The 23,832-nt window shown below is 41.2% G+C and carries 21 protein-coding genes and 5 pseudogenes; 25 read left to right on the top strand and 1 reads right to left on the bottom strand.

Features of this window, described 5'->3' with window-relative positions; translation table 11 throughout:
• Position 1 precedes the first annotated feature (1 nt).
• The 15 genes and pseudogenes from JCM10596_RS31695 to cysK all read left to right on the top strand — a co-directional run bounded on the left by JCM10596_RS31695 (position 2) and on the right by cysK (position 14,514).
• Positions 2 to 731 (top strand): annotated as a pseudogene (locus tag JCM10596_RS31695) (VWA domain-containing protein).
• A gap of 141 nt (positions 732 to 872) precedes the next feature.
• Positions 873 to 1,571 carry a serine/threonine protein kinase PrkT gene (gene prkT / locus JCM10596_RS26115; protein ID WP_159102367.1) on the top strand — a complete coding sequence of 233 codons (699 nt, stop codon included), beginning with the start codon at positions 873 to 875 and terminating at the stop codon, positions 1,569 to 1,571.
• Between the two features lie 111 nt (positions 1,572 to 1,682).
• The gene (locus JCM10596_RS16910) at positions 1,683 to 2,453 is read left to right on the top strand and encodes a threonine/serine exporter family protein (RefSeq protein ID WP_369345663.1); all 771 of its coding nucleotides are present in this window, start codon (positions 1,683 to 1,685) and stop codon (positions 2,451 to 2,453) included.
• 12 nt (positions 2,454 to 2,465) lie between these two features.
• The gene (locus JCM10596_RS16905) at positions 2,466 to 2,918 is read left to right on the top strand and encodes a threonine/serine exporter family protein (RefSeq protein WP_025028151.1); all 453 of its coding nucleotides are present in this window, start codon (positions 2,466 to 2,468) and stop codon (positions 2,916 to 2,918) included.
• Positions 2,899 to 3,039, top strand: a complete 141-nt coding sequence (locus JCM10596_RS29270; protein WP_148302627.1) for an ATP-binding protein — start codon at positions 2,899 to 2,901, stop codon at positions 3,037 to 3,039. Before JCM10596_RS16905 ends, JCM10596_RS29270 begins: the two co-directional genes overlap by 20 nt.
• Before the next feature lie 17 nt (positions 3,040 to 3,056).
• Entirely contained in the window at positions 3,057 to 4,319 is a 1,263-nt protein-coding gene (tilS, locus tag JCM10596_RS26110) for a tRNA lysidine(34) synthetase TilS (protein ID WP_234410541.1), read from the top strand.
• Between the two features lie 7 nt (positions 4,320 to 4,326).
• Entirely contained in the window at positions 4,327 to 4,875 is a 549-nt protein-coding gene (hpt, locus tag JCM10596_RS16895) for a hypoxanthine phosphoribosyltransferase (protein WP_025028150.1), read from the top strand.
• A 69-nt stretch (positions 4,876 to 4,944) separates the two neighbouring features.
• On the top strand, positions 4,945 to 6,915 hold the full coding sequence (gene ftsH / locus JCM10596_RS16890) for an ATP-dependent zinc metalloprotease FtsH (protein ID WP_025028149.1): 1,971 nt from the start codon (positions 4,945 to 4,947) through the stop codon (positions 6,913 to 6,915).
• Between the two features lie 277 nt (positions 6,916 to 7,192).
• A pseudogene (gene nadA / locus JCM10596_RS26105) lies at positions 7,193 to 8,130 on the top strand (quinolinate synthase NadA).
• A gap of 46 nt (positions 8,131 to 8,176) precedes the next feature.
• Positions 8,177 to 9,840 (top strand): annotated as a pseudogene (gene nadB, locus JCM10596_RS26100) (L-aspartate oxidase).
• A complete protein-coding gene (gene nadC / locus JCM10596_RS16875; protein ID WP_025028148.1) occupies positions 9,818 to 10,687 on the top strand; it encodes a carboxylating nicotinate-nucleotide diphosphorylase in 870 nt (289 codons plus the stop codon). The pseudogene nadB and the gene nadC overlap by 23 nt, the downstream one beginning before the upstream one ends.
• A 30-nt stretch (positions 10,688 to 10,717) precedes the next feature.
• A complete protein-coding gene (locus tag JCM10596_RS16870) occupies positions 10,718 to 11,482 on the top strand; it encodes a type III pantothenate kinase (protein ID WP_025028147.1) in 765 nt (254 codons plus the stop codon).
• Between the two features lie 103 nt (positions 11,483 to 11,585).
• Positions 11,586 to 12,513: pseudogene (hslO, locus tag JCM10596_RS26095) on the top strand (Hsp33 family molecular chaperone HslO).
• Between the two features lie 37 nt (positions 12,514 to 12,550).
• Entirely contained in the window at positions 12,551 to 13,462 is a 912-nt protein-coding gene (locus JCM10596_RS16860; RefSeq protein WP_025028146.1) for a peptidyl-prolyl cis-trans isomerase, read from the top strand.
• Between the two features lie 125 nt (positions 13,463 to 13,587).
• Positions 13,588 to 14,514, top strand: a complete 927-nt coding sequence (gene cysK / locus JCM10596_RS16855; protein WP_025028145.1) for a cysteine synthase A — start codon at positions 13,588 to 13,590, stop codon at positions 14,512 to 14,514.
• 47 nt (positions 14,515 to 14,561) lie between these two features.
• On the opposite strand, the gene JCM10596_RS16850 is transcribed toward cysK, so the two are convergent.
• Complete coding sequence (locus tag JCM10596_RS16850) at positions 14,562 to 15,362, bottom strand: MBL fold metallo-hydrolase (protein ID WP_025028144.1); 801 nt, start codon at positions 15,360 to 15,362, stop codon at positions 14,562 to 14,564.
• A gap of 88 nt (positions 15,363 to 15,450) precedes the next feature.
• Here JCM10596_RS16850 and JCM10596_RS16845 point away from each other — a divergent pair, with 88 nt between their 5' ends.
• The 10 genes and pseudogenes from JCM10596_RS16845 to lysS all read left to right on the top strand — a co-directional run bounded on the left by JCM10596_RS16845 (position 15,451) and on the right by lysS (position 23,597).
• The gene (locus JCM10596_RS16845) at positions 15,451 to 17,055 is read left to right on the top strand and encodes an anthranilate synthase component I family protein (protein WP_304502765.1); all 1,605 of its coding nucleotides are present in this window, start codon (positions 15,451 to 15,453) and stop codon (positions 17,053 to 17,055) included.
• 18 nt (positions 17,056 to 17,073) lie between these two features.
• Positions 17,074 to 17,655, top strand: coding sequence for an aminodeoxychorismate/anthranilate synthase component II (gene pabA, locus JCM10596_RS16840; protein WP_025028142.1), 582 nt, complete (start codon positions 17,074 to 17,076; stop codon positions 17,653 to 17,655).
• Positions 17,656 to 17,670: 15 nt separating this feature from the next.
• Positions 17,671 to 18,498, top strand: a complete 828-nt coding sequence (pabC, locus tag JCM10596_RS16835) for an aminodeoxychorismate lyase (protein ID WP_025028141.1) — start codon at positions 17,671 to 17,673, stop codon at positions 18,496 to 18,498.
• 37 nt (positions 18,499 to 18,535) lie between these two features.
• Positions 18,536 to 19,378 (top strand): dihydropteroate synthase, encoded by an 843-nt coding sequence (gene folP, locus JCM10596_RS16830; protein ID WP_025028140.1) that lies wholly within the window; start codon positions 18,536 to 18,538, stop codon positions 19,376 to 19,378.
• Positions 19,371 to 19,745 carry a dihydroneopterin aldolase gene (folB, locus tag JCM10596_RS16825; RefSeq protein ID WP_025028139.1) on the top strand — a complete coding sequence of 125 codons (375 nt, stop codon included), beginning with the start codon at positions 19,371 to 19,373 and terminating at the stop codon, positions 19,743 to 19,745. The genes folP and folB overlap by 8 nt, the downstream gene beginning before the upstream one ends.
• Entirely contained in the window at positions 19,736 to 20,230 is a 495-nt protein-coding gene (gene folK / locus JCM10596_RS26090) for a 2-amino-4-hydroxy-6-hydroxymethyldihydropteridine diphosphokinase (RefSeq protein ID WP_034681585.1), read from the top strand. The genes folB and folK overlap by 10 nt, the downstream gene beginning before the upstream one ends.
• Entirely contained in the window at positions 20,212 to 20,433 is a 222-nt protein-coding gene (locus JCM10596_RS16815; protein ID WP_025028138.1) for a helix-turn-helix domain-containing protein, read from the top strand. Before folK ends, JCM10596_RS16815 begins: the two co-directional genes overlap by 19 nt.
• A complete protein-coding gene (gene dusB, locus JCM10596_RS16810; protein WP_025028137.1) occupies positions 20,433 to 21,431 on the top strand; it encodes a tRNA dihydrouridine synthase DusB in 999 nt (332 codons plus the stop codon). The genes JCM10596_RS16815 and dusB overlap by 1 nt, the downstream gene beginning before the upstream one ends.
• Before the next feature lie 148 nt (positions 21,432 to 21,579).
• Complete coding sequence (gene greA / locus JCM10596_RS16805; protein ID WP_025028136.1) at positions 21,580 to 22,056, top strand: transcription elongation factor GreA; 477 nt, start codon at positions 21,580 to 21,582, stop codon at positions 22,054 to 22,056.
• Positions 22,057 to 22,113: 57 nt separating this feature from the next.
• Positions 22,114 to 23,597: pseudogene (gene lysS / locus JCM10596_RS26085) on the top strand (lysine--tRNA ligase).
• Positions 23,598 to 23,832 lie beyond the last annotated feature (235 nt).

Genomic DNA, 23,832 nt, shown 5'->3' with positions numbered 1-23,832 from the left:
TATGAAAACAGGAAAACTGAAACAAATTCTATTAATAACAGATGGATGCTCTAATGTTGGGGTTGACCCCATCGCGATTGCCTCTATGGCACCAGAATACGGGATTAGTATCAATGTCATTGGTATCTTAGATGATCATTTATTAGGTGAAAAGGCTTTAACAGAAATTAAGGAGATCGCGTTGGCGGGAGGTGGGATTCATCAGAAAGTACATAGTCAGGTATTGGCGAAAACGGTGCAAATGGTAACCAGAAAAGCGATGACTCAGACGATTCAGCAAGTGGTCAACAAAGAATTAAGACATATACTAGGAAATACAGAAGATGTGGCTCATTGCCTCCTGCCCAGAGAGGAAAGGTAGTAGAAGTAGTAGAAGATTTAGGGGAAAAGATAGCAGTAGAAATTCTTATTTTAGTAGACACAAGTGCTTCAATGAAAAGTAAGATTCCAGCGGTGAAACAAGCCTTGCGTGATTTAGCCTATCCATGCAATCGCGTATGGGGGAAAATCGTTTTTCATTGTGGACCTTTCCCGGTGTTCATGCTTCGGCAGATAAGCATATGGACTGGTCTGATCAGTTTTTCTCTTTAGAGAAAATATTCTCTAAAATACAAACTCAGGGTACTACGCCAACAGGTCCTGCCCTAGAAGAAGCTCTTAGATATTTTACGATCAATCATAGCCAGCCTAATGATGAGGAAGAAGGGATGCTACGTGACAGTGCACTCTAACCTTAGAACCATCAGAGGGAAATGGAATGGTAAAGTCTACGAGATTCAAAAGGAATTGGGGAAAGGCGCGAATGGAACAGTCTATTTAGCACCCTGCATCACCAGCCCTATGCGATCAAGGTTGGAGAGGACCCGATCTCGATGACTTCAGAAGTGAATGTTCTCAAACACTTTGAAAAGGCTCAAGGAGGGATCCTTGGGCCTTCCGTATATGATGTAGATGATTGGGAAGCGCAAGGAATAATCATGCCCTTCTATGTGATGAATGTGATTGAAGGGGAATCCTTAATACAGTTCATCCAGAACAGAGGAAAAGAATGGATTCCAGTATTTATGATCCAATTATTAGGGTTCTTGCAAGAGCTTCATCAGCAAGGATGGGTATTTGGAGACTTGAAGCCAGATAACCTGCAAATTTCCGGTCATCCTCCAAAGATTGCTTGGTTTGATGCAGGAGGCATAACTAAATTAGGACGTTCGATTAAGGAATATACGGAGCTTTATGATCGCGGGTATTGGCATATGGGAGATCGAAAAGCGGAGCCTTCCTACGATTTATTCAGCGTCGCGATGATCTTCTTGAATATGTATTATGGAAAGCTCCAGGAGCCCTCTGGTGAAGGACGTCCGACTCAATTACATCGACTAGTGCACCATGATCGGAGCTTAGGTCCTTACCAAAAGATTTTGTGGAAGGCGATAGAAGGAAAATATGCATCGGCTCAAGAAATGAAAAGAGAACTGATGCAGGTATGGCATTTACAGAAAAGGGAGCAAACAAATGAGAGTGGAACGTATTCCAGGCGTCAGAGACTCCTGTTAAAAAATCTAGCTTTTTAAAGAAAACCATCTCCTTTTTATTTGTATCCTCTTTCCTTATCTTTTTATTTACCCTATACTTATTCTCACAGACTTTGTAGTCATAAGCGAAAGGAAGCTAGGGGTGAAGAGGTGAGCCAAGTGAATCAATTTGGGGATGTGATGGAGATATGCCTCCTTGCAGGTGAGATTATGCTCAAATACGGAGCTGAAACCTACAGGGTAGAAGAAACGATGGAACGAATGGCTGCTGCACGAGAGATGGTCGAAGTTCATAGCTTTGTTACGCCTACAGGCATATTCCTGTCCTTTAAATCTCCGAAGCAAGGTAATTATGAAAGAACAAGAGTGGTCCGTGTAGATCAACGATTGATTGATTTGAACAAAGTGACGATGGTCAATGATCTATCGAGAAGATTTGTCGATGCTCAGATACCCATTCGAGAAGCGATGAAGGAATTAAAACAGATAGATAAACAAAAAATGAATTATCCCGTCTATGTTCAGCATATAGCTGCTGGAGCAGCTAGTGGGTCTTTTGCTGTTTTGTTTGGAGGGGAATTAGTCGATATCTTTCCTGCTTTTTTGGCTGGAGTCTTCGTCAACATTAGTTTGCTTTTGCTTGAGAAATATCTCAAGGTCAAATTTATTGCTGAGTTATTAGCTGCTTTTGTCGGTGGAGTGGTGGCTATTACCGTGGTTCGATTTGGATTTGGAGCGAACTTGGACTCGATTATAATAGGGGCTTTAATGCCTTTGGTTCCTGGATTACCTTTGACCAACGCAGCACGTGATATTATGGCAGGAGATTTGATTGCTGGGGTTGGCAGAGGGGCAGAAGCGACATTAACGGCATTATCGATTGCAACTGGAATTGCTTTCGCTATATCTATTTTATTGTAAGGGGGTTGTAGAATGTCTTGGACTCATTTAATTCTATCGTTTACTGCCACCCTTTCTTATGGAGTTCTTTTTAACGTACCCAAGAAGGCATTGATTGGGGGAGGATTGATTGGAATGAGTGGCTGGCTTCTCGTCAGTATGTTCATTTATTACTTTCAATTCTCCTATATGGCTGCGGCACTCATTGCTAGCTTTGTGGTTGCCACCATTAGCCAAATAGCATCTAAGATGATGAAGATGCCAAGTACCAACTTCAGTATTGCTGGTATTATTCCTCTGGTGCCAGGGGCTATGGCTTATCGCACGATGAGAAGCTTTGTTGACGGGGATTATGTGAATGGGCTTGCCCTCGCCACAGAAACCCTATTATCCGCTGGTGCGATTGCTGCGGGACTTATGTTCTCCCTAGCCATATTCTTTAGTGGGAAAGGAATGGGATGGCGTCATGGAACAAAGCGTGCTTAAAGAAGTAAGAGCGGCATCTCTGTTTCAACCTAATGATTCTGTTCTTGTTGGTGTATCAGGCGGCCTAGATTCCATGGCTTTGCTTCATTGGCTATGGACCATCAGCATCTGTGGAATTTGAAACTAGTTGCTGTACACGTGAATCATCAACTTCGGGGTCAGGAGGCAGATCTAGATCAGGAATGGGTCGAACAGATATGCCGAGAATGGGGAATCGAATGTATCTCGAAAAAGGTGGATGTCGCTAAGTACGCGAAGGAGCATCATTTAAGTAAACAGGTGGCGGCAAGAGAATGCCGCTATCAGCTATTTTCTCAAGTTGCTAAAGAAAACCAAGCAACGAAACTGGCGTTAGCGCATCATGGCGATGATCAGATTGAAACGATGGTGATGCGCCTTGTTCGAGGAGCTGGGTTAGCTGGCTTAAGCGGCATTCCTACGAAAAGAAAAGGGGACTCCTATATGATTGTCCGCCCTTTCATGTCTGTTGGTAAAAGAGAAATTGAAACTTATTGCCGGGAACATCGTATTTCCTATCGAGAGGATTCTAGTAATCTTCGAGATGATTATACGAGGAATTGGATCAGACATCATATCTCTCCTCTCCTGTTTCAACTAAATCCGAATCTGCATCAAGTCATACACGAAACGACATCACTGATTCGCGAGGAGGATGAGCTATTAGAAGAAATGGCTCAAAATTATGTAAAACAAGTCATTGAATCAGAATCAATGAATAAAATTACTATGAACCTCTCTTTAATAAAAACCTTACCTCTTCCTTTACAAAGAAGGGTGATTCTACTAATATTAAGTTATCTGCAGATTGAACGTTCTTCTTGGAGTAAGGTACATATTGATCAAATTCTTGAGATCATACAAAATGAGAAAGGGTCTAAGACGCTTGATATGCCCGATCAGGTACAAGTCGTTAAAGAGTACCACCAACTATACATAATGAAAGTAAGTAGTGAAAGCCAACAAGATCAAAGCACCTTAGATTATTTACATTCTATTTCTCATCTAGGTGAATACCACTTTTCCACACCCCCTATCCAAATGATTCTTTATCAAGGAATCGATAGGAAGAAAGAGGAAGAATGGGAAAGTCTTTTTTCTCGGGTTTGGAAAACACACTTTCTTGAAGGCTCTCTTCAGTTTCCGCTTGTGTTACGCAATCGCAGATCAGGAGATCGAATTCAACCTATAGGTATGGAAGGTCACAAGAAGGTAAAAGATATTTTTATTGATGAAAAAGTTCCTGTTCGAAAGCGACAGGATTGGCCCATTTTGACTGATCAAGCAGGAATTATCTGGGTCCCAGGTTTAAAAAGAAGCAATAGAGGTAAAGTAACAGAAACAAGGCAAAACATCATAACCATTATGATCGGAACAGACTAGGGAGGGTATAGTAGTGTTAGATGACATCAAAGAAATATTAATTTCTGAAGAGCAAATTGCGGAAAAAGTGAAGGAGCTCGGCGGAATCTTATCAGAAGAATACCGAGGAAAAAATCCTTTAGTGGTTTGTATTTTAAAAGGGGCTGCCCTCTTTATGACAGATTTAACGAAGAGGATGGATATTCATTTAGAGATGGATTTTATGGATGTATCCAGCTACGGGAACTCCACTCGATCTTCTGGAGAAGTAAAAATTATTAAAGATTTGAATACGACTGTAGAAGGTCGCGATGTATTGATTGTAGAGGATATCATCGACAGCGGATTAACCCTCAACTATTTAGTGGAGCTGTTACAGCATCGTAAAGCCAATAGTGTCCAAATTGTTACACTATTAGATAAACCACATAACCGTAAAGTAGATCTAAAGCCTGATTATACTGGATTTAGTGTCCCAGATGAATTTGTTGTAGGATATGGCTTAGACTACGCTGAAAAATACCGTAATTTACCCTTTGTGGGTGTGCTAAAACCGGAAATATATTCCGAAGCTTAAACTTGAGAGTAACAATTCTGTTATGTTAAACTAATTAATAGCTTTTTTTACTCTGAGAGGAGGTAGGGGATGAATCGTTTTTTAAGAAATACTGTATTTTACTTGCTTATTTTTCTAGTTGTAATCGGTATTGTTCAATTTATTGTACAATCAGGGCAGGAATCTCCTGCAATTGAATATACAGAGTTTGTCACCCATCTTGAAAGAGGGGAAATTGATTCCGTTAATGTTCAAGCTGCGCGTGGGGTATGGTTTATTGATGGTAAGTTCGTAAAAGGTGCTGTAAAGGATAGTGAAGGGAAAGATAGAGATCGATTTATTACGCATGCTCCGATGAATTCGGAGAGGACCCTCGAGATTATTAATCAATCAAAAGCCAAGGTGACCTTTATCGAAGCCAAGGGCGATCCAGTTTGGCTTACCTTTTTTACCACACTTATTCCGTTCTTATTAATCTTTATCTTATTTTTCTTTTTAATGAGCCAAGCGCAAGGCGGCGGCAACAAAGTGATGAACTTTGGTAAGAGTAAAGCCAAGCTTTACAGTGAAGAAAAGAAAAAGGTGACATTTAAGGATGTAGCGGGAGCGGATGAAGAGAAGCAAGAGCTAGTCGAAATCGTTGAATTCTTGAAAGATCCTAGAAAATTTACAACCTTAGGGGCACGTATACCTAAAGGAGTTCTCCTAGTGGGACCTCCAGGGACAGGTAAAACATTATTAGGAAGAGCCGTTGCAGGTGAAGCTGGAGTACCATTCTTTAGTATCTCAGGTTCAGACTTCGTTGAAATGTTTGTTGGGGTCGGTGCTTCTCGAGTTCGTGATTTGTTTGAAAATGCGAAGAAAAATGCGCCATGTATTATTTTTATTGATGAAATAGACGCTGTAGGTCGTCAGCGTGGAGCGGGTCTTGGCGGAGGACACGATGAGAGAGAGCAGACGCTAAATCAGCTTCTTGTTGAGATGGATGGTTTTGGAGCGAATGAAGGAATTATTATCATGGCAGCAACCAACCGTCCAGATGTTTTAGATCCAGCGTTATTACGTCCAGGGCGCTTTGACCGCCAAATTACAGTGGATCGTCCAGATGTAAGAGGGAGAGAAGCCGTATTACAGGTACATTCTCGAAATAAGCCCCTATCTGATGATGTGAAGTTGGATGTGATTGCTCGACGTACACCAGGTTTTTCTGGAGCAGATCTTGAAAACTTGTTAAATGAAGCTGCTTTACTAGCGGCAAGAAGAAATAAGAAGGATATTGCCATGCAAGAGATTGATGATGCAATCGATCGTGTGATTGCTGGTACAGAGAAAAAATCGCGTCGTGTTTCTGACAAAGAACAACGTATTGTGGCTTACCATGAAGCGGGTCACACCATTGTAGGTGTTTACCTCGATGGATCGGATACGGTACACAAAGTAACGATTGTACCGAGAGGAAATGCGGGTGGATATGCGGTCATGCTTCCTAAAGAAGATCGCTTTATGATGACAGAACAAGAGCTTAAGGATCGTATCGTAGGTCTTTTAGGCGGACGTGTAGCTGAAGAAATCATCTTAGGGGAAGTAAGTACTGGAGCAAGCAACGATTTCCAACGTGCAACTGGAATCGCTAGACGAATGGTTATGGAATTTGGAATGAGCCGCCTTGGGCCATTACAATATGGAGAAAGCCAAGGACAGGTCTTCTTGGGACGTGACATTGGTCATGAACGTAATTACAGTGAAGCCATTGCTCATGAAATTGATCAGGAAGTGCAACGCATTGTCAAAGAGCAATACGAACGTTGTAGAGAGCTATTAACGCAGTATCGTGACAAGCTCGAGCTTATCGCTCAAACCTTGCTCGAAGTGGAAACCTTAACGGCAGAGCAAATTTCTGATTTGGTCAATAACGGAAAAATCAGTGAAGAGAACATGCCCAAGAAGCCTTCTGAGGAAAAGAAATCCTCCGTGGCAAAGGAGGACGTTAAAGTCCAAATCCAGTCGAAAAAAGAAGATGATGATAAGTTCACTCCAAAAGACGATGAAGAGAAAAAATAAGCAATGAAGGGGAGCTATTTGATAGCTCTTCTTTTTTCTTTTTGGACTATAAAAGCTTTTCACATGTCTTTTATATCAAGAGTCCTAGAGGGGGGACGCAACCTTTTTCCAATCAAGGTTGGTCTTGAGTAGCAATCAAAAAAAGGGTTAAAATAAAGAACACACACTTCGATGAAAAAGAAATATAATAAACGAAGTTTGTGAAGATTGACACAATTGGAAGATCAGTTTACAATGAGCCTAACCATAGCATTAATCTGATGGAGGGGAACTCAACATGGAAGCCTTAGCGATTGAAAAAAAGCGCGAACGAAATAAAGAGCTTCAAGAAAAAATTTTACAGCTTAAAAAGGAACGAAACGCGATCATCTTAGCTCACTACTACCAACGGCCAGAAATTCAGGAAATCGCAGATTATTTGGGTGATTCCTTTGGTCTAGCGCAAAAAGCCAAAACGACAGATGCCGATGTCATTCTTTTCTGTGGAGTACACTTCATGGGAGAAAGTGCTAAAATATTAAATATGGATAAAACGGTATTAATACCTGACGAAAGAGCAGGCTGTCCTATGGCGGATATGGTCAATGTGGATGGGTTAAGGAAGCTAAAGGCTCAACATCCCAATGCTAAGGTCGTAGCGTATATCAATACAACAGCTGAAATCAAAGCAGAAACGGATATATGCTGTACATCCTCCAATGCGAGGGCCGTTATTGAATCCATTGACGCCGAAGAAATCATTTGGATTCCAGATAAGAATCTTGGACAATACGTACAACAATTCACTGATAAAAAATGATCATCTGGGAAGGGTACTGTAATACACATGACTTACTCACTGTGCCGGATGTGGAAAAGCTTCGTGCAGAGCATCCTGATGCCTTATTTGTTGCTCATCCTGAGTGTCGACCTGAGGTGTGGAAGATTGCTGATTATGTAGGGAGTACAACAGGGATATTAAAATATTGTCGTGAAAGCGAACATAAAAAATTTATTGTGGCTACGGAAGAAGGGGTAAGGTATATGCTGGAATTGGAGAGCCCTGACAAAGAGTTTATTTTTGCCTCCAAGTTTCTTGTATGCCCGAATATGAAGGTGAACAATCTGAAGAAGCTTGCTAATGCTTTAGAAACCATGCAACCAGAAATCTACCTTCCTGAGGATGTTGCAGATCGTGCAAGAGCATCATTAGAGCGCATGCTACAAGTAAAGTAGCATGCGCTGCTTTACTTGTACCTACTTTAAGGAGGAAGAGGATAGGATGAGAATACCCAGATACATAAGCTCACTTGACCAGGTTCATCAAGTGATACAAACAGATACCATTGTGGTAGGTGCAGGTATTGCTGGTTTATATACGGCATTACAGCTTAGTCAGAAAGCAGAAGTGATTTTAGTAACCAAGAAATCATTAATCGATAGTAATACTCGCTGGGCTCAAGGGGGAATTGCTGCGGTTACATCAGAAATGGATTCTCCGGAATTACATAAACAAGATACCTTAATGGCAGGAGCTGGGTTATGTGATCCAGCTGCTGTTGACATTCTGGCGCATGAAGGACCAGATGGAGTAAAGAATTTAATCTATTACGGTGTTCATTTCGATGAGGAAGATGGGCAAATCGCCTTAACGAGGGAAGGAGCTCACAGTAGGCATCGAGTGCTGCATGCTCAAGGGGACGCAACAGGAGCTGAAATTGTTCGAGGTCTATCTGAACTAGTAAGAAAAACAAAAAACATTACGATATTAGAAGACCATTTTGTGACCGACTTGTTAACGAAGGATGAGCAATGTCATGGCATTACAGTCCTTAAACCAAATCAAAAAAAGATGTTGATTCAAGCCAAGTCCGTTATTCTCTCAACAGGGGGAACAGGACAGCTATATCGTTATACGACCAACCCTGATATTGCAACAGGTGATGGAATTGCTTTGGCTTACCGGGCTGGTGCAAACATTCAGGACATGGAGTTTATTCAATTTCATCCAACGGTTCTTTTCTATCCAGGAGCTCCTCGTTTTCTTATCTCAGAAGCGGTTCGCGGAGAAGGCGCCATTTTACGAAATACAAATGGAGAGCCGTTTATGCATAAGTATCATTCCCTAGGTGATTTAGCTCCTAGAGATGTGGTTTCAAGAGCCATTGTCAGTGAGCTGCAACAATCTGGAAACCAATATGTCTATCTTGATTTTACGCATGAATCAGAAGAGAAAATCAGGCATCGTTTCCCCACTATCTATAAAACATGTCTGGAATATGGTCTCAACTTAGTGATGGATTGGATTCCTGTCGCTCCTGCTGCTCATTACACCATGGGAGGTGTGAAGACAAATACTCATGGAGAAACCAGTATCAATGGACTTTATGCTTGTGGTGAGGTTGCTTGTACAGGGTTCATGGGGCGAACCGTTTAGCTTCAAATTCATTGTCTGAGGCGATTGTTTTTGGCAAACGGATTGCGGATCATATCTTAGCCCAACGTTTGACCCAGCGTCTTAGATCTAAAGACTTGCTTCAAGTGATGGAGTTAGCAGGGGAGAATCAGCCTGAGGAAACAAATCGTCCTAGTCTAGAGGACATCCAAGAAAAGAGGATCTCCCTAACAGAAAAAATGCTTCAGCATGCGAGCTTAACTCGTAATGAAGGCTCCTTGCACAAGGTAGAAGAGGCGATTATAAAAGGGATGGATAGGGTCTTCCCTTATGTTTGGAATCAGAAGGAAGCCATTGAGTATATCAATTTACTCATTTGCAGTTATTTAGTAGTCCAAGCTTCTTTACTGCGAACCGAAAGCAGAGGAGGGCATTTTAGGACAGATTATCCGCTCGTCAATGATGAAGAATGGAAGAAGCATATCATACTAACACGTGATGCACAATCAGGTGAAATGAAGGAGAGCTATGTGGATGTTAAATCTTCGTAAATGGAGAGGCAAAATTCAAGAATGGTTAGATGAAGATATAATGGAAGGGGATTTATCAACCCATTCTTTATTGACCCCTCAGGATCGAGAGAAGGCATGGATACAGGCAAAAGAAGACGGTATAGTGGCTGGGCTATGGCTAGCCAAAATGGTGTTTGAGGAAGTGGATCCTAGCTGCCAAATCCAAGTCTTAGTTGAGGATGGGAGCCCTGTGAAAAGAGGAGATGTTCTTTTAGAGATCGAGGGACCCATGCTCAGTTTATTAGCGGCTGAACGCGTGGCGTTGAACCTCCTTCAAAGGATGTCTGGAATTGCTACGCTTACTCAGCAGTATGTAAACTTGGTAAAGGACTATTCTGTACGAATTGTAGATACGAGAAAAACAACTCCAGGTCTGCGCGGGCTTGAAAAATATGCTGTCCGAATGGGTGGGGGATTTAATCATCGGTTTGGGTTATATGATGCTGCCATGATTAAGGATAATCATATCAAAGCGGCTGGCAGCATTACGAAAGCAGTACAAACACTCCGAGCCAATCTGCCACACACAACAAGAATTGAAGTGGAAGTAGAGCATGAGGAGCAGGTCGAAGAAGCATTAAGCGTTCAAGCCGATATTATTATGCTTGATAATATGTCTATTGAACAAATGAAAAAGGCAGTTGAAAAGATCAACAAGCGTGCCATTGTAGAGGCTTCAGGAGGGGTTTCTTTACAAACGGTCAGAGAGATTGCTTCTACTGGGGTAGATGTGATTTCTGTTGGTGCACTAACTCATTCAGTGAAAGCGTTAGATATTAGTATGGATTTAGGGCGCAGAAAGAATATAATAGAATCGGACGCATAAAAGATATTAAACAAAGGATGGGTCATGATTATGATTCTAGTGATTGATGTTGGAAATACAAATATCGTTCTTGGTGTATATCAGGAAGACAAGCTTACCTATCATTGGCGTGTAAACACAGATAAGCAAAAAACAGAAGACGAGTACGGAATGCTGGTTAAAGGACTTTTTCGTGAAGAAGGATTGTTACCACAGGATGTCAAAGGAATTATTATTTCTTCTGTCGTACCGCCTCTGATGTTCTCATTAGAGAGAATGTGCAGGAAATATTTCAAAAACGACCCCATTGTCGTAGGACCGGGAATTAAAACGGGTCTCTCCATCCATTATGATAATCCCAAGGATGTAGGGGCAGATCGAATTGTTAATGCTGTTGCTGCATTACAGGAGTATAAGCCACCGCTCATCATTGTTGATTTTGGAACGGCAACTACGTTTTGTTATATTGATGAGGAAGCACGTTACATAGGAGGAGCGATTGCTCCAGGTATTCAAATTTCTACACAAGCACTTTACCATCACGCAGCGAAGCTCCCGCGTATCGAATTAAAGTTCCCTCAACATGTTGTTGGAAGAAATACGATTGCTGCTATGCAATCAGGAATTTTATTTGGTTATGCTGGACAGGTGGACAGCATCATTAAGCGAATGAAGCAGCAGGCGAAGGAAGAGGCGACGATTATTGCAACTGGCGGCTTAGCAGAATTAATTGCCAATGAATCAGAATATATTGATCATGTCGACCCGTTCTTAACCTTGAAGGGATTGTATAATATATACCATAGGAATGTTTAAGAAGTACATAAAAGGAAATAGAATAGGAACAAGAGGGTAGTTTAATGAAGAGGTTAAACTACTCTTTTTACACGACACGAAATGGATATTGGAGGATGGAAAGATGGAGCATCAACAACCGGCGGAACATACACACGATGACATAAATCTACAAGATGATTATTTGGTGAAGGCGCTTTGTTTAGAAGGTAAGGTGCGAATTTATGCGGTGCGAACAACACAGCTTGTGGACGAGTGCCAGAGGCGTCATGATACTTGGGCAACTACACAGCGGCACTTGGCAGATCTCTTTCTGTTGGTGCCATGATGGGAGCTATGCTCAAAGGAAAAGAGAAGGTTACTCTGCAGGTGAGGGGAGGAGGACCTATTGGCAAGATCATTGTCGATGCAAATAGCCAAGGAGAGGTGCGGGGCTATGTTGATCATCCTCATGTTCATTTTCCAGTAAATGCACAGGGCAAGCTGGATGTGGGAAGAGCTGTGGGAACAAGCGGAGAGATTTTTATTACCAAAGATTTAGGCTTACGAGAGCCTTATCATGCTCCAGCCGAATGGTCAATGGAGAAATTGGAGAAGATTTCACTTTATATTTTGCTCAATCAGAACAAACTCCTTCAGCCGTAGCTGTAGGAGTGATGGTAAACCCTGATCATACCGTCAAGGCAAGTGGCGGGTATATCATTCAGTTGCTCCCAGGTGTTTCAGATGAGTTTATCACTGAATTAGAACAGAGATTATCTACGATTCTGCCTGTATCGACGATGGTAGATCAAGGGTATACTCCTGAGCAAATGATCGAGGCTGTTTTTGAAAATGAAACCATACAGTGGTTAGATCGGCTTCCTATTTCCTTTTCCTGTACCTGCTCGAAAGAAAAAGTCAAAAGTACACTGATTAGTCTTGGGGCTGAACAAATCAGAGAGATGATTGAGGATACAGGAGAAGCGGAGGTACAGTGCCATTTTTGCAATGAAAAATATCACCTTACTCGCTCCGATTTAGAGGAGTTACTGGTAGAGATCAAGAAATAAAAGAAATGAGTGGCATTGAATGGTTAGGAGGGTCGATATGGGGCGCATCAAATTGTTATGGGGGATTATTTTTGTCCTTATCTTGTTACAAGTATTAACCGTTTTCTATTTTATCTCAGAAGGAAAGAATGAAGCAGGTGCAGATCCTCGATTGGAGCATGCAGCGAAGGTTGGAGAAGAATATATCACAATGGACGACTTGAACCAGCGCTTACGTAGTAATTATGGAGAAAACGTTCTAGAGGAACTGATTAATCGAAAGCTGATCTTTACGGAAGCCAAAAGACTACAATTGACCATTTCTGAAGAAGAAATAGAACAAGAAATTAACCTATTGCGCCAAGATTATGCGAGTGAAGAAGAGTTTTATCAAACCCTGCATGAGCAAATCGGAATAAGCCAAGAAGATTTGCGTAATGAAATCCGCTTTTATCTTCTGATGGAGGATATGGCAACAAAGGATATCGTGATTGAGGAACAGGAACAACGACAATATTATGAAGACAATATTGATCAGTATTATGTCCCTACGCGGCTTCACTTACATACGATCTTAGTTCCCACCGAAGAGGAAGCAGAAAGAGTGATTCAAGAAATTGAACAGGGATCAAGTTTTGAAGCGGTCGCAGCTGAACGCTCGACTGACTTAGTTACAGCCCCTGCTGGTGGAGATATGGGTATGGTTTCTGTCGATGATTTTTTTCTAGATCAAGCGGTAGCTCGTACGGCTGAGAAACTCCCGCTCAATCAGCTTAGTACTCCCATCCAAACGGAAGAAGGATATACGGTGATTAAGGTTTCAGAAAGAGTTGAGGGAAAAATTCAGCCTTTTGAAGACGTGAAATCTAAGATTCGCCGTGAGTTAGCAGTGAAGCAAATAGATGGAGTCACTTCCTTTCTGGAAAGCCTACGGGCGAGAGTGGGAGTAGAGAACTATCTGTATCCATAAAATATTGTCGAATAATTACAAGAGAACTTGCATAATATCTTGACGTTTTAATTTTTTCTCTGCTAAAATAATAAAAACAAGAAAAACCAATAAATTTACTTGGTTTTATAAGGAGGCACTTCAAGATGAGAGTAGCAAATTCTATTTTAGATTTAATCGGCCAAACACCTCTAGTGAAATTGAACCGCCTAGTCGGTCCCAATGACGCAGATGTGTATTTGAAGTTAGAGTTTTTCAATCCTGGAAGCAGTGTAAAGGATCGTATTGCCTTATCCATGGTTGAAGAAGCGGAAAAGAGTGGAGCATTAAAACCAGGAATGGTGATTGTGGAGCCTACAAGCGGAAACACAGGAATCGGATTGGCAATGGTAGCAGCAGCCAAGGGCTACAGAACAAAGTTAGTGATGCCTGAAACCATGAGTTTAGAGCGCAGAAATCTATTAAGAGCCTATGGGGCAGAATTAGTATTAACACCTGGACCGGAGGGAATGAAAGGGGCCATTAAGAAGGCTGAGGAATTAGCTGCTGAAAACGATAATTATTTCATGCCTCAGCAGTTTAAGAACTCAGCGAACCCAAAAGTTCACCGTGAAACAACAGGACCTGAACTACTAGAGCAAGTAGGAGATCAATTAGATGCTTTCATCTCTGGAATCGGTACAGGAGGAACCATTACAGGCGCAGGTCAAGTGTTAAAGCAAAAATTCCCTCAGCTACAAGTTGTAGCCGTAGAGCCAAAGGATTCTCCCGTTCTTTCAGGAGGTCAACCTGGTCCACACAAAATTCAAGGGATTGGTGCAGGGTTTGTTCCTGATATTCTTGATACGGATGTGTACGATGAGGTCATTGCTGTATCCAACGAAGAAGCATTTGAAGCAGCTAGACGTTTAGCGAAAGAAGAAGGAATCCTAGGTGGTATTTCTTCTGGAGCAGCTGTAAAGGCAGCATTGGAAGTAGCGCGTCGCTTGGGTAAGGGGAAGAAAGTGGTTGCGGTCATCCCAAGTAATGGAGAGCGTTACCTAAGTACAGCTTTATATCAATTTGAAGACTAATATAGTGATCAAAACCTTCTCAATTTTTACTGAGAAGGTTTTTTTCTTTAGACTTGCCCACTAAATTCATCAATAATCAGGCGTACCACGTTGCGGGAGGAGAACTCTCCTCTAGAGAGTAAATGGTTCCAATCAATTTGAGGATGCAGCTTTTCTCGAATTTCTTCCAGTGATTGTCCCTCTTGGTAGTAGAACAGAACCGAATCAACGAGCTCGTGAAGAAATTTTTTCTTTTTTTCTAAGGCTTGACGTCCTCGGGGAACAAAACCTGCATGAGCACAAAATACATGCTGAAAATCATAGGATAACAGTGCTTCTATAGATTGCAGCATGGATTTCAGTGATTCTCCGCGATGTAAGCTATATTTAATTCTGCTGGAAACAAAAAGATCCCCGCTAAAGACAAAGCCGTGGTTAGGTTCAACCAAGGAAAGATGATCCTGGCAATGACCGGGCGTTCTAACAACATCGAAGGTAAATCGGTTTGTCTGAATTTTTTCACCGATAAGGGTCCCCTGTACAGGTCGCATTTGTCCCCATGTTAAATAGCGGTACATCGGGAGCTTGTAGGGGTGATTTAAGATTCGTTGTGTTTCCGGAAGCATATAGATGGGAAGATTTTTTTTTCTTTCTAACCAATCTGCCATTCCGGTATGGTCTTCATGATGATGAGAAACCACCACCTGTTCAAGGGGGCGATCCATCAAGTATTTTTTTAAATGCTTTCGCTGAGAAGGAGCACCTGTATCAAAAAGCAAATGATCGATTTCATAAAAGCATACGGATAAACCTAGGGGTCTAAGATAAAGTCTCGTTTGAATGACGTCCCCAATTTGTTTCGTTTTCATATCAAAAATACCTCCGAATGAATGATCATTCATTAATTAAGAATAGTATATCATATATTTGTGCAACACTGCTAGATAAGGTAAAATAATGACATTAGATGAACTCTTGGAGAGTGATTGCGTGTTTATTCCTACCTATGATGAGATCCAAAAAAAGATGGCTGACCACTACCACTATATTCCGGTAGCGTATCCTATTCATTTGGATCATGCCCAATGGTTTTCTTTATATCAAAAAATTAATGAACGTCATTCTTATCATGTCTTGCTTGAAAGTGGTCGGGCAGGTCGATATTCGATCATGGCTTATGCTCCTTCTTATTTTCTTCAAGGAAAGAATGATCAATTAACCATTCGACGATTCGATCATAAAGGGCATATACAACAGAAAGAAACGATCCAAGGGAACCTATTAGATTCGATTCAAACTTGGACAAGCAAGAGAAGAGCTCCGCGTTTTCTTGATTTACCAGATTTTTGCGGTGGGTTATTAGGGTTTCTGAGCTACGACTTAGTAAGAGAAATTGAATCTCTTCCTAGCTTGGCGAAGGATGATCTGAGTACTCCCGATCTCGCTTTTTATGTTTTTGAGCAAATCCTGCTCTATGATCATCAAGAAAAACAGCATTGGTTAGTTTGTTATCAAGCCGTAGAACAGAAAGAAAGCCTGAAGGAAAAGTATGTAGAGGGACAGAATCGCTTACTGCTGTGGTATGAGGAGCTTCAAAAGCTGATTCAAGAGGTAGCTGAAGAATCCTCCACTCAAGAAGCGACTCTATTCATGCAGAACAGTCCTGGGAAACAAGGAGCAGGAGATGTACAAGGAGAGATTGTAGAGCAACATCAAGATATGATTCCTTCGTTTTCAGAAGAAGGATTTATAACAGCCGTACAGAAGGTGCAAGAATATATTTCTGCCGGTGATGTTTTTCAAATTAATCTATCAGTAAGGCAATCGAAAATACTTCAATCCAAACCGCTCGATGTGTATAAAGAGTTAAGGGAAATTAATCCTTCTCCCTATATGGGATACCTTCACTTTCCCGAATTTCAACTCATCAGTGCTTCACCAGAACAGCTTATTAAGCTTCAAGGCGGGCAGTTAAATACGAGACCTATTGCTGGTACTCGCCCCAGAGGTGGCAATCGGGAAGAGGATCTGCGCTTAGCAGAAGAGTTGATTCATAATGAGAAGGAACGGGCGGAGCATGTGATGCTTGTGGATTTAGAACGAAATGACTTAGGGAAAGTGTGTCAATTTGGTAGTGTTGAAGTCGATGAGTTTATGGTCATTGAGGAGTACTCCCATGTCATGCATATCGTTTCCAATGTCAAAGGAACGATTGCCGAAGAGAAGGATGCCATTGATGTTATCCGAGCTGTTTTTCCAGGAGGGACGATCACAGGAGCCCCTAAGGTACGAACGATGGAAATTATTGAAGAGCTTGAGCCTGTCCGGCGAGGCATTTATACTGGATCTATCGGCTGGATTGATTATAATGGGGACATGGAGTTAAATATCGTCATTCGAACGATGCTAGCTCAAAATGGAATAGCCCATGTTCAAGCTGGTGCAGGTATTGTTATTGATTCAATCCCTGTCAATGAGTACAAGGAGTCATTGAAGAAAGCGGAGGCCTTATGGAAGGCTCTGGAGCAGAGTAAGAAAAATAAAAAAGAGCTGAGTGTATAGCTGAGGAGGAGTTTAGAAATGATTGTAATGATTGACAATTATGATTCATTTACCTACAACCTAGTACAATATCTAGGCGAATTAGGAGAAGAGCTGAGAGTATATCGCAATGATCAAATTACGATTGAGGAGTTAGAAGCACTGCAGCCAGACTATATCATGGTTTCACCAGGACCCTGCACGCCAGATGATGCCGGAATTAGCCTTGAGGTGATCCGTCATTTCGCTGGAAAAGTTCCTCTATTTGGCGTTTGTCTAGGTCATCAGTCTATTGGACAAGTGTTTGGAGGAAAGGTGATTCGTGCAGAGCGGTTAATGCATGGCAAAACATCGCCCATATATCATGATGGTCAAACAATATTTGAAGGAATTCCTTCCCCCTATCAAGCGACTCGATATCATTCCTTGATTGTGGAGAAAGAAAGCTTACCAGACTGTCTAGAGATTAGCGCTTGGACCGAAGAGGGAGAGATTATGGCCTTACGCCATAAAGAGCTTGCTGTAGAAGGAGTTCAATTCCATCCAGAGTCCATTATTACAGATTACGGAAAGACACTATTAAAGAATTTTATTACGACGTATGCTAAGGCAAAACAGTAGAAGGAGTGCCTTTCTTTGTATATTTACTTAAATGGAGCAAAAGTGCATAGCGCAGAAGCGACAATATCACTCTATGATCATGGTTATTTGTATGGAGTGGGTTTATTTGAAACCTTTCGCACCTATTCAGGAAAACCATTTTTATTTGAAGAACATCTTCACCGATTGGTAGAGAGCTGTCAACAGATTGGGATTGAATGGACTCCAGAGCGATTGAAGCTACAAGAACAAATCCATGATTTACTCCAGGTTAATGATCTTCATGATGGGTATTTTAGACTGAATGTTTCAGCAGGTCCTGAAGCAATTGGGTTACCCAGTGATTTGTATCGTCACTATACGGAAGCTCTGCTTGTTAAGGAGCTTCCTCCAGCAATAACAGAAAAAAAATTGGCCACATTAACGTTAAGGCGCAACACTCCAGAAGGAGCAGGGCGACTTAAATCGCATCATTACCTAAACAATATTTTAGCAAAACGAGAGGCCCCTCCAGATGCAGAAGGGGTTTTTCTGACAGGACAAGGGAAAGTAGCAGAAGGTATTGTGAGCAACCTTTTTTTTGTCAAAGGAGAAACAGTTTACACTCCGGCACTGACAACAGGGATTCTGAATGGAATTACTAGGGAATGGGTGCTTAAGACGGCGAAGGAACTCTCTTTAGTCATAGAGGAGGGGGAATACGATTTATCTTTTGCTCAGCAATCTGATGAGGTTTTTGTCACCAACTCTATTCAGGAAATTGTTCCTGTTTATGAATGGGATCAGTGCCATTACGACAGGCTAAGAAATAAATCAGTAGTGGGAAGGCTTCAAGAAATTTATAGTCAATGCACGAAAGCATAGAACAGCATGTAAGATCTTAATTGAAAGGTGATTAACTATGACTCGTCATCATTTGCAAGTCGGACCACACACGCTTTACTTGGACCAAAGAACCCATATTATGGGGATATTGAATGCGACTCCTGATTCTTTTTCTGATGGAGGAAAATTTAATCAAGTCGATCACGCCATTGATCGCGTATCCCAGATGATTAAAGAAGGGGCAGATATCATAGATATTGGGGGAGAATCGACGCGTCCTGGTGCACCCAAGGTAGAACTTGAAGAGGAATTGGAAAGGGTTTTGCCCGTTGTTGAAGCTATTTCAAGTCGATTTTCTATTCCCTTATCGATCGATACATACAAGGCTGAAGTAGCGAAGCAAGCGATTGCCAAAGGAGCACACATCATTAATGACGTGTGGGGGGCGAAAGCAGACCCTCAAATGGCTCAGGTAGCTGCCCAAACAAACAGCCCTATTATCTTAATGCACAATCGTTCAGATCGTAATTATGGAGATTTTATGGCAGATGCGAAACAAGATTTACAAGATTCCATTCGAATAGTGCAACAGGCAGGGGTTGAAAATCGTCATATAATTTTAGATCCAGGTATAGGCTTTGCTAAATCCTACAGTCAGAATTTAATGATGATGAGAAATTTAAATCAGCTTGTAGAGATGGGGTATCCAGTGCTTTTAGGTACATCAAGAAAATCGATGATTGGGAATACACTTCAGCTTCCTCCAGAGGAGCGAGTGGAAGGCACTGTAGCAACCGTTTGTTTAGGAATTCAGTTGGGTTGTAGTATTGTAAGGGTTCATGATGTATTAGCCGTCTCCAGAGCGGCAAAGATGATGGATGCGATGTTAGGAAAAGAGGTACTGGTGAATCATGGATAAGATTATTTTTTCAGGAATGAAGTTTTATGCCTATCATGGAGTTTTCCCCGAAGAGAATAAGCTAGGTCAAATGTATGATGTTGATGTAGAGGTCTTTACGAATCTCCAGAAGGCAGGAGTAACAGATCAACTTGAATATACAGTGAACTACGCTGAACTGTACGAGATTGTAAAGTCCATTGTAGAAGGGGAACAGTTTCAACTAATTGAAGCATTGGCGGAAAAAATATCTGCACGAATCCTACTCAGTTTTGAACAGATACAACAGGTGCGCATTAAAGTGACTAAACCTAACCCGCCGATTCCGGGGCACTACGACTCAGTTGCTGTAGAAATACAACGTGAAAGGACCTTATCATGTCCGTAGAAATCTACCTTTCTTTGGGCACGAATATGGGGGATCGGTTGTTTTTTTTACAGGAAGCCCTTCGCTTGTTAGGGGAAAGCAAAAATATTCAAATAGCCAAGGCCTCGTCTATTTATGAAACAGAGCCCGTCGGTTATACAGATCAACCTGCCTTCCTGAACATGGTCATCCATGGTCAGACTAGTCTGTCCCCAGAGCACCTTCTTGAAACCACACAATTAGTGGAACAGACTTTAGGAAGGAAGCGAGAAATAAGATGGGGCCCTCGAACCATAGATATTGACATTTTGTTATATAATAATAGAGAAATTAAAATGGATCATTTAACTATTCCACATCCAAGAATGAACGAAAGAGCGTTTGTAATGATACCTTTAGCAGAAATAGCGCCAGATCTAATCGTACCAGGAGAAGTAGCGAAGGTCGCCGAGACCGTTGCTTTATTTAAAGGAAAGGGTGTCCAAAAGTGGAGGAACAAGTTCTAAGATGGGGAAAAAGAATAAGAGCATTTAGAAAGTTGAAAGGATTTACACAAGAAGAATTAGCGAGGGACCTACACGTTTCCGTTTCAGTGATTGGTTCAATTGAAAGAGGAAAAAAAGTCCCAACAACAAAGTTATTTGAAGATATCGCTCAGCATTTAGGGGTGACAATAGAAGAATTGAAGGCAGAAGGAAGTGGGTCATAATGTCATTAAAAATCGGGGATATAGAAACGAAAAATCCAGTCGTGTTAGCACCTATGGCTGGTGTCTGTAACCCCGCCTTTCGATTAATTGCAAAAGAATTCGGTGCAGGTTTAGTCTGTGCCGAAATGGTCAGTGATAAGGCGATCCTGCATGGAAACGAAAGAACACATAAAATGCTGTTTGTAGACGAGCGTGAAAAACCATTGTCCTTACAGATTTTTGGTGGGGACAAAAGTTCTCTAGTTGAAGCGGCTAAAGTCGTGGATAATCACACAAATGCGGATATTATTGATATTAATATGGGGTGTCCTGTTCCAAAAATCACAAAATGTGATGCAGGTGCACGTTGGCTCCTTGATCCGAATAAAATTTATGATATGGTAGCGAGTGTAGTGGAAGCTGTTAAAAAACCAGTGACTGTGAAAATGAGAATTGGTTGGGATGAGGAGCATATCTACGCTATTGAAAATGCACAAGCTGTAGAGCGTGCAGGAGGAAAAGCGGTAGCAGTCCATGGACGTACACGAGTGCAAATGTATGAGGGGCATGCCAATTGGGATATTATTCGTCAAGTAAAGGAATCTGTAAACATTCCGGTGATTGGCAATGGGGATGTCGATTCCCCTGAAAAGGCGCGAAAAATGATGGATGAAACAGGTGTTGATGGAGTAATGATAGGACGGGGAGCACTGGGTAATCCATGGATGCTTTATCGTACAGTGAAATATCTAGAGGATGGTTCTCTTCCTCCTGTCCCAACTCCTCGTGAGAAAATAAACATTTGTATCCTGCATCTTGATCGTCTTATTGCCCTAAAAGGTGAGAAAATCGCTGTCCAGGAAATGCGTAAGCATGCTGCTTGGTATTTAAAAGGTCTGCGCGGAGCGGCTCCCATTAGAGAAAAAATAAACTACATTACGACGAGAGATGATCTCATTCATTTACTCATGACGTATGTAGATACTCTGGAAGAAAAAGAATCATTATTGACAGAGTAGAGATTTTTCAATATAATACCACTCAGTTAGAGAACTGCCTGAAACATATCGGCAGTTTTTCTCACATTCAATACAGGTATGAGTCTAATATATAACAGCTTCACATATAATCCTTAAAGAAATCTATAGGGCATGGGGGAAAACGTTCATGACAGAAAAAGAAGTAATCTTGACGCAAGAAGGATTAAAGAAATTAGAAGAAGAATTGGAACATTTAAAATCTGTGAAGCGTAAACAAGTCGCAGAGAGAATTAAAGTAGCGATCAGCTATGGAGATATTAGTGAGAATTCAGAATATGATGATGCCAAAAATGAGCAAGCATTTATCGAAGGACGTATTATTACGTTAGAAAAAATGCTTCGTAATGCCAGAGTTATTCAAGAGGATGAGGTAGATACAGAATCTGTGAGCATTGGTTCCACTGTTTTGCTCAGAGATGTTGAATTTAATGATGAGGTAGAGTATACGATTGTTGGCTCTGCTGAATCTAATCCTCTCGATAATAAAATTTCGAATGAATCTCCTGTAGGTCAAGCACTACTAGGCAAGCGTAAAGGGAGTTTAGTGGATGTAAATGTTCCAGCAGGTGTGATTCAATATGAGATTCTAGATATTAAAAAGTAATCATTTTGGGGAATCACAACGGAGTGATCCCCCTTTTTTCGATAAAGGAGTGTTAATATGAGCGAAGAATTAAACGATCAACTGCTTGTGCGTAGACAGAAAATGAATGATATTAGAGAAAGTGGCTTAGACCCTTTTGGCGGAAAATATGAGCGTACACACCTGTCCAAAGAAATATTGGATCAGTATGACCATCTTCCGAAAGAGGAACTAGATCCTCAGGAGGTACATGTTCAAATAGCTGGACGTATTATGGCTAAGCGTTCTCAAGGAAAAGCGGGTTTTGCCATATTCAAGATTTAACCGGTCGAATCCAAATTTATGTTCGTCAAGATCAAGTAGGTGACGCTTCATTCGCCTTATTTGATCAGGCTGATTTAGGAGATATTATTGGGATAGATGGAGTTGTGTTTAAAACCAATAAAGGGGAAACAAGTGTTAAAGCCAAAAGCTTTGTCCTTCTATCGAAAGCCCTTCGCCCTCTTCCAGACAAGTATCATGGTTTGAAGGACGTAGAACAGCGCTATAGAAAACGTTATGTAGATTTGATTATCAATCCGGAAGTAAGGGATACATTTATAGCTCGCAGTCGTATTATCCAATCGATGCGTCAATACTTGGACAAGCTTGGTTTTTTAGAGGTTGAAACACCAACTTTACATACAATTGCTGGCGGTGCTTCCGCTCGTCCGTTCATTACTCACCACAATGCCTTAGATATTGAACTATATATGCGAATTGCCATCGAACTTCATTTGAAGAGGTTGATTGTAGGTGGCTTGGAGAAGGTGTATGAGATTGGACGAGTATACCGCAATGAGGGAATCTCCACGAGACATAACCCAGAATTTACGATGCTCGAATTATACGAGGCATATGCTGACTTTCAGGATATCATGAAGCTAACAGAAGGTATGATTGAGCATATTGCTCAAGAAACGTTAGGGACAACAACAGTAACCTATGGAGAACATGAAATCCAATTAGCCGCTCCATGGAAAAGAGTTTCTATGGTTGAGGCGATCAAAGAAGTAGTAGGTGTTGACTTTTCACAACAAATGACAGATGAAGAAGCGCGCCAGCTTGCTAAAGAGCATCAAATTGAAATTCAGCCCCATATGAAATTTGGTCATATTGTGAATGAGTTTTTTGAGCAACGTGTAGAAGAAACACTTATTCAGCCAACATTTATTTATGGTCATCCATTAGATATTTCTCCTTTGGCGAAGAAAAACAATGATGATCCCCGTTTTACAGACCGATTTGAGTTATTTATTGTAGCCAGAGAGCATGCTAATGCCTTTACAGAGTTGAATGACCCAATTGACCAAAAGGAACGCTTTGAGGCTCAGCTAGTAGAAAAAGAAGCTGGAAACGATGAGGCTCATGAAATGGATCATGACTTTATAGAAGCATTGGAATATGGAATGGCTCCAACAGGTGGCTTAGGAATTGGTATTGATCGCTTAGTTATGTTATTAACTAATTCTGCATCCATCAGGGACGTTCTACTTTTCCCAACCATGAAGGAAAACAGATAAGTATGTACAGCTAACAAAAGACAGTTCACTTTTGAACTGTCTTTTTCACTTAAATTTATAAAAGAGAAGAGATAACAGTGAAGACGTGTCATCAATTTATAAAAAAAGTTTGCATTCTTAATTTATCTATGGTATATTAGTTTTTGCCGCAAAGAGGCGGTTCATTAAGAAGCTTGCTTCAACTTGAATAAATGATTTTTCCAAAAATTGATGGTTGATTAAAGCTTTAGATTTT

This window comes from Caldalkalibacillus mannanilyticus JCM 10596 (assembly GCF_000615945.1).
In the GTDB taxonomy this organism is placed as follows: Bacteria; Bacillota; Bacilli; order Caldalkalibacillales; family JCM-10596; genus Bacillus_AT; species Bacillus_AT mannanilyticus.
This window is presented reverse-complemented; position numbering and strand designations above follow the sequence as displayed.

Excerpts from the sequence above, each read along its gene's own strand:
- prkT (WP_159102367.1), top strand. The coding sequence starts at position 873 with ATGACTTCAGAAGTGAATGTTCTCAAACACTTTGAAAAGGCTCAAGGA.
- JCM10596_RS16905 (WP_025028151.1), top strand. The coding sequence starts at position 2,466 with ATGTCTTGGACTCATTTAATTCTATCGTTTACTGCCACCCTTTCTTAT.
- JCM10596_RS29270 (WP_148302627.1), top strand. The coding sequence starts at position 2,899 with ATGGAACAAAGCGTGCTTAAAGAAGTAAGAGCGGCATCTCTGTTTCAA.
- ftsH (WP_025028149.1), top strand. The coding sequence starts at position 4,945 with ATGAATCGTTTTTTAAGAAATACTGTATTTTACTTGCTTATTTTTCTA.
- nadC (WP_025028148.1), top strand. The coding sequence starts at position 9,818 with ATGTGGATGTTAAATCTTCGTAAATGGAGAGGCAAAATTCAAGAATGG.
- JCM10596_RS16870 (WP_025028147.1), top strand. The coding sequence starts at position 10,718 with ATGATTCTAGTGATTGATGTTGGAAATACAAATATCGTTCTTGGTGTA.
- JCM10596_RS16860 (WP_025028146.1), top strand. The coding sequence starts at position 12,551 with ATGGGGCGCATCAAATTGTTATGGGGGATTATTTTTGTCCTTATCTTG.
- cysK (WP_025028145.1), top strand. The coding sequence starts at position 13,588 with ATGAGAGTAGCAAATTCTATTTTAGATTTAATCGGCCAAACACCTCTA.
- JCM10596_RS16850 (WP_025028144.1), bottom strand. The coding sequence starts at position 15,362 with ATGAAAACGAAACAAATTGGGGACGTCATTCAAACGAGACTTTATCTT.
- JCM10596_RS16845 (WP_304502765.1), top strand. The coding sequence starts at position 15,451 with ATGACATTAGATGAACTCTTGGAGAGTGATTGCGTGTTTATTCCTACC.
- pabA (WP_025028142.1), top strand. The coding sequence starts at position 17,074 with ATGATTGTAATGATTGACAATTATGATTCATTTACCTACAACCTAGTA.
- folP (WP_025028140.1), top strand. The coding sequence starts at position 18,536 with ATGACTCGTCATCATTTGCAAGTCGGACCACACACGCTTTACTTGGAC.
- folB (WP_025028139.1), top strand. The coding sequence starts at position 19,371 with ATGGATAAGATTATTTTTTCAGGAATGAAGTTTTATGCCTATCATGGA.
- folK (WP_034681585.1), top strand. The coding sequence starts at position 19,736 with ATGTCCGTAGAAATCTACCTTTCTTTGGGCACGAATATGGGGGATCGG.
- dusB (WP_025028137.1), top strand. The coding sequence starts at position 20,433 with ATGTCATTAAAAATCGGGGATATAGAAACGAAAAATCCAGTCGTGTTA.
- greA (WP_025028136.1), top strand. The coding sequence starts at position 21,580 with ATGACAGAAAAAGAAGTAATCTTGACGCAAGAAGGATTAAAGAAATTA.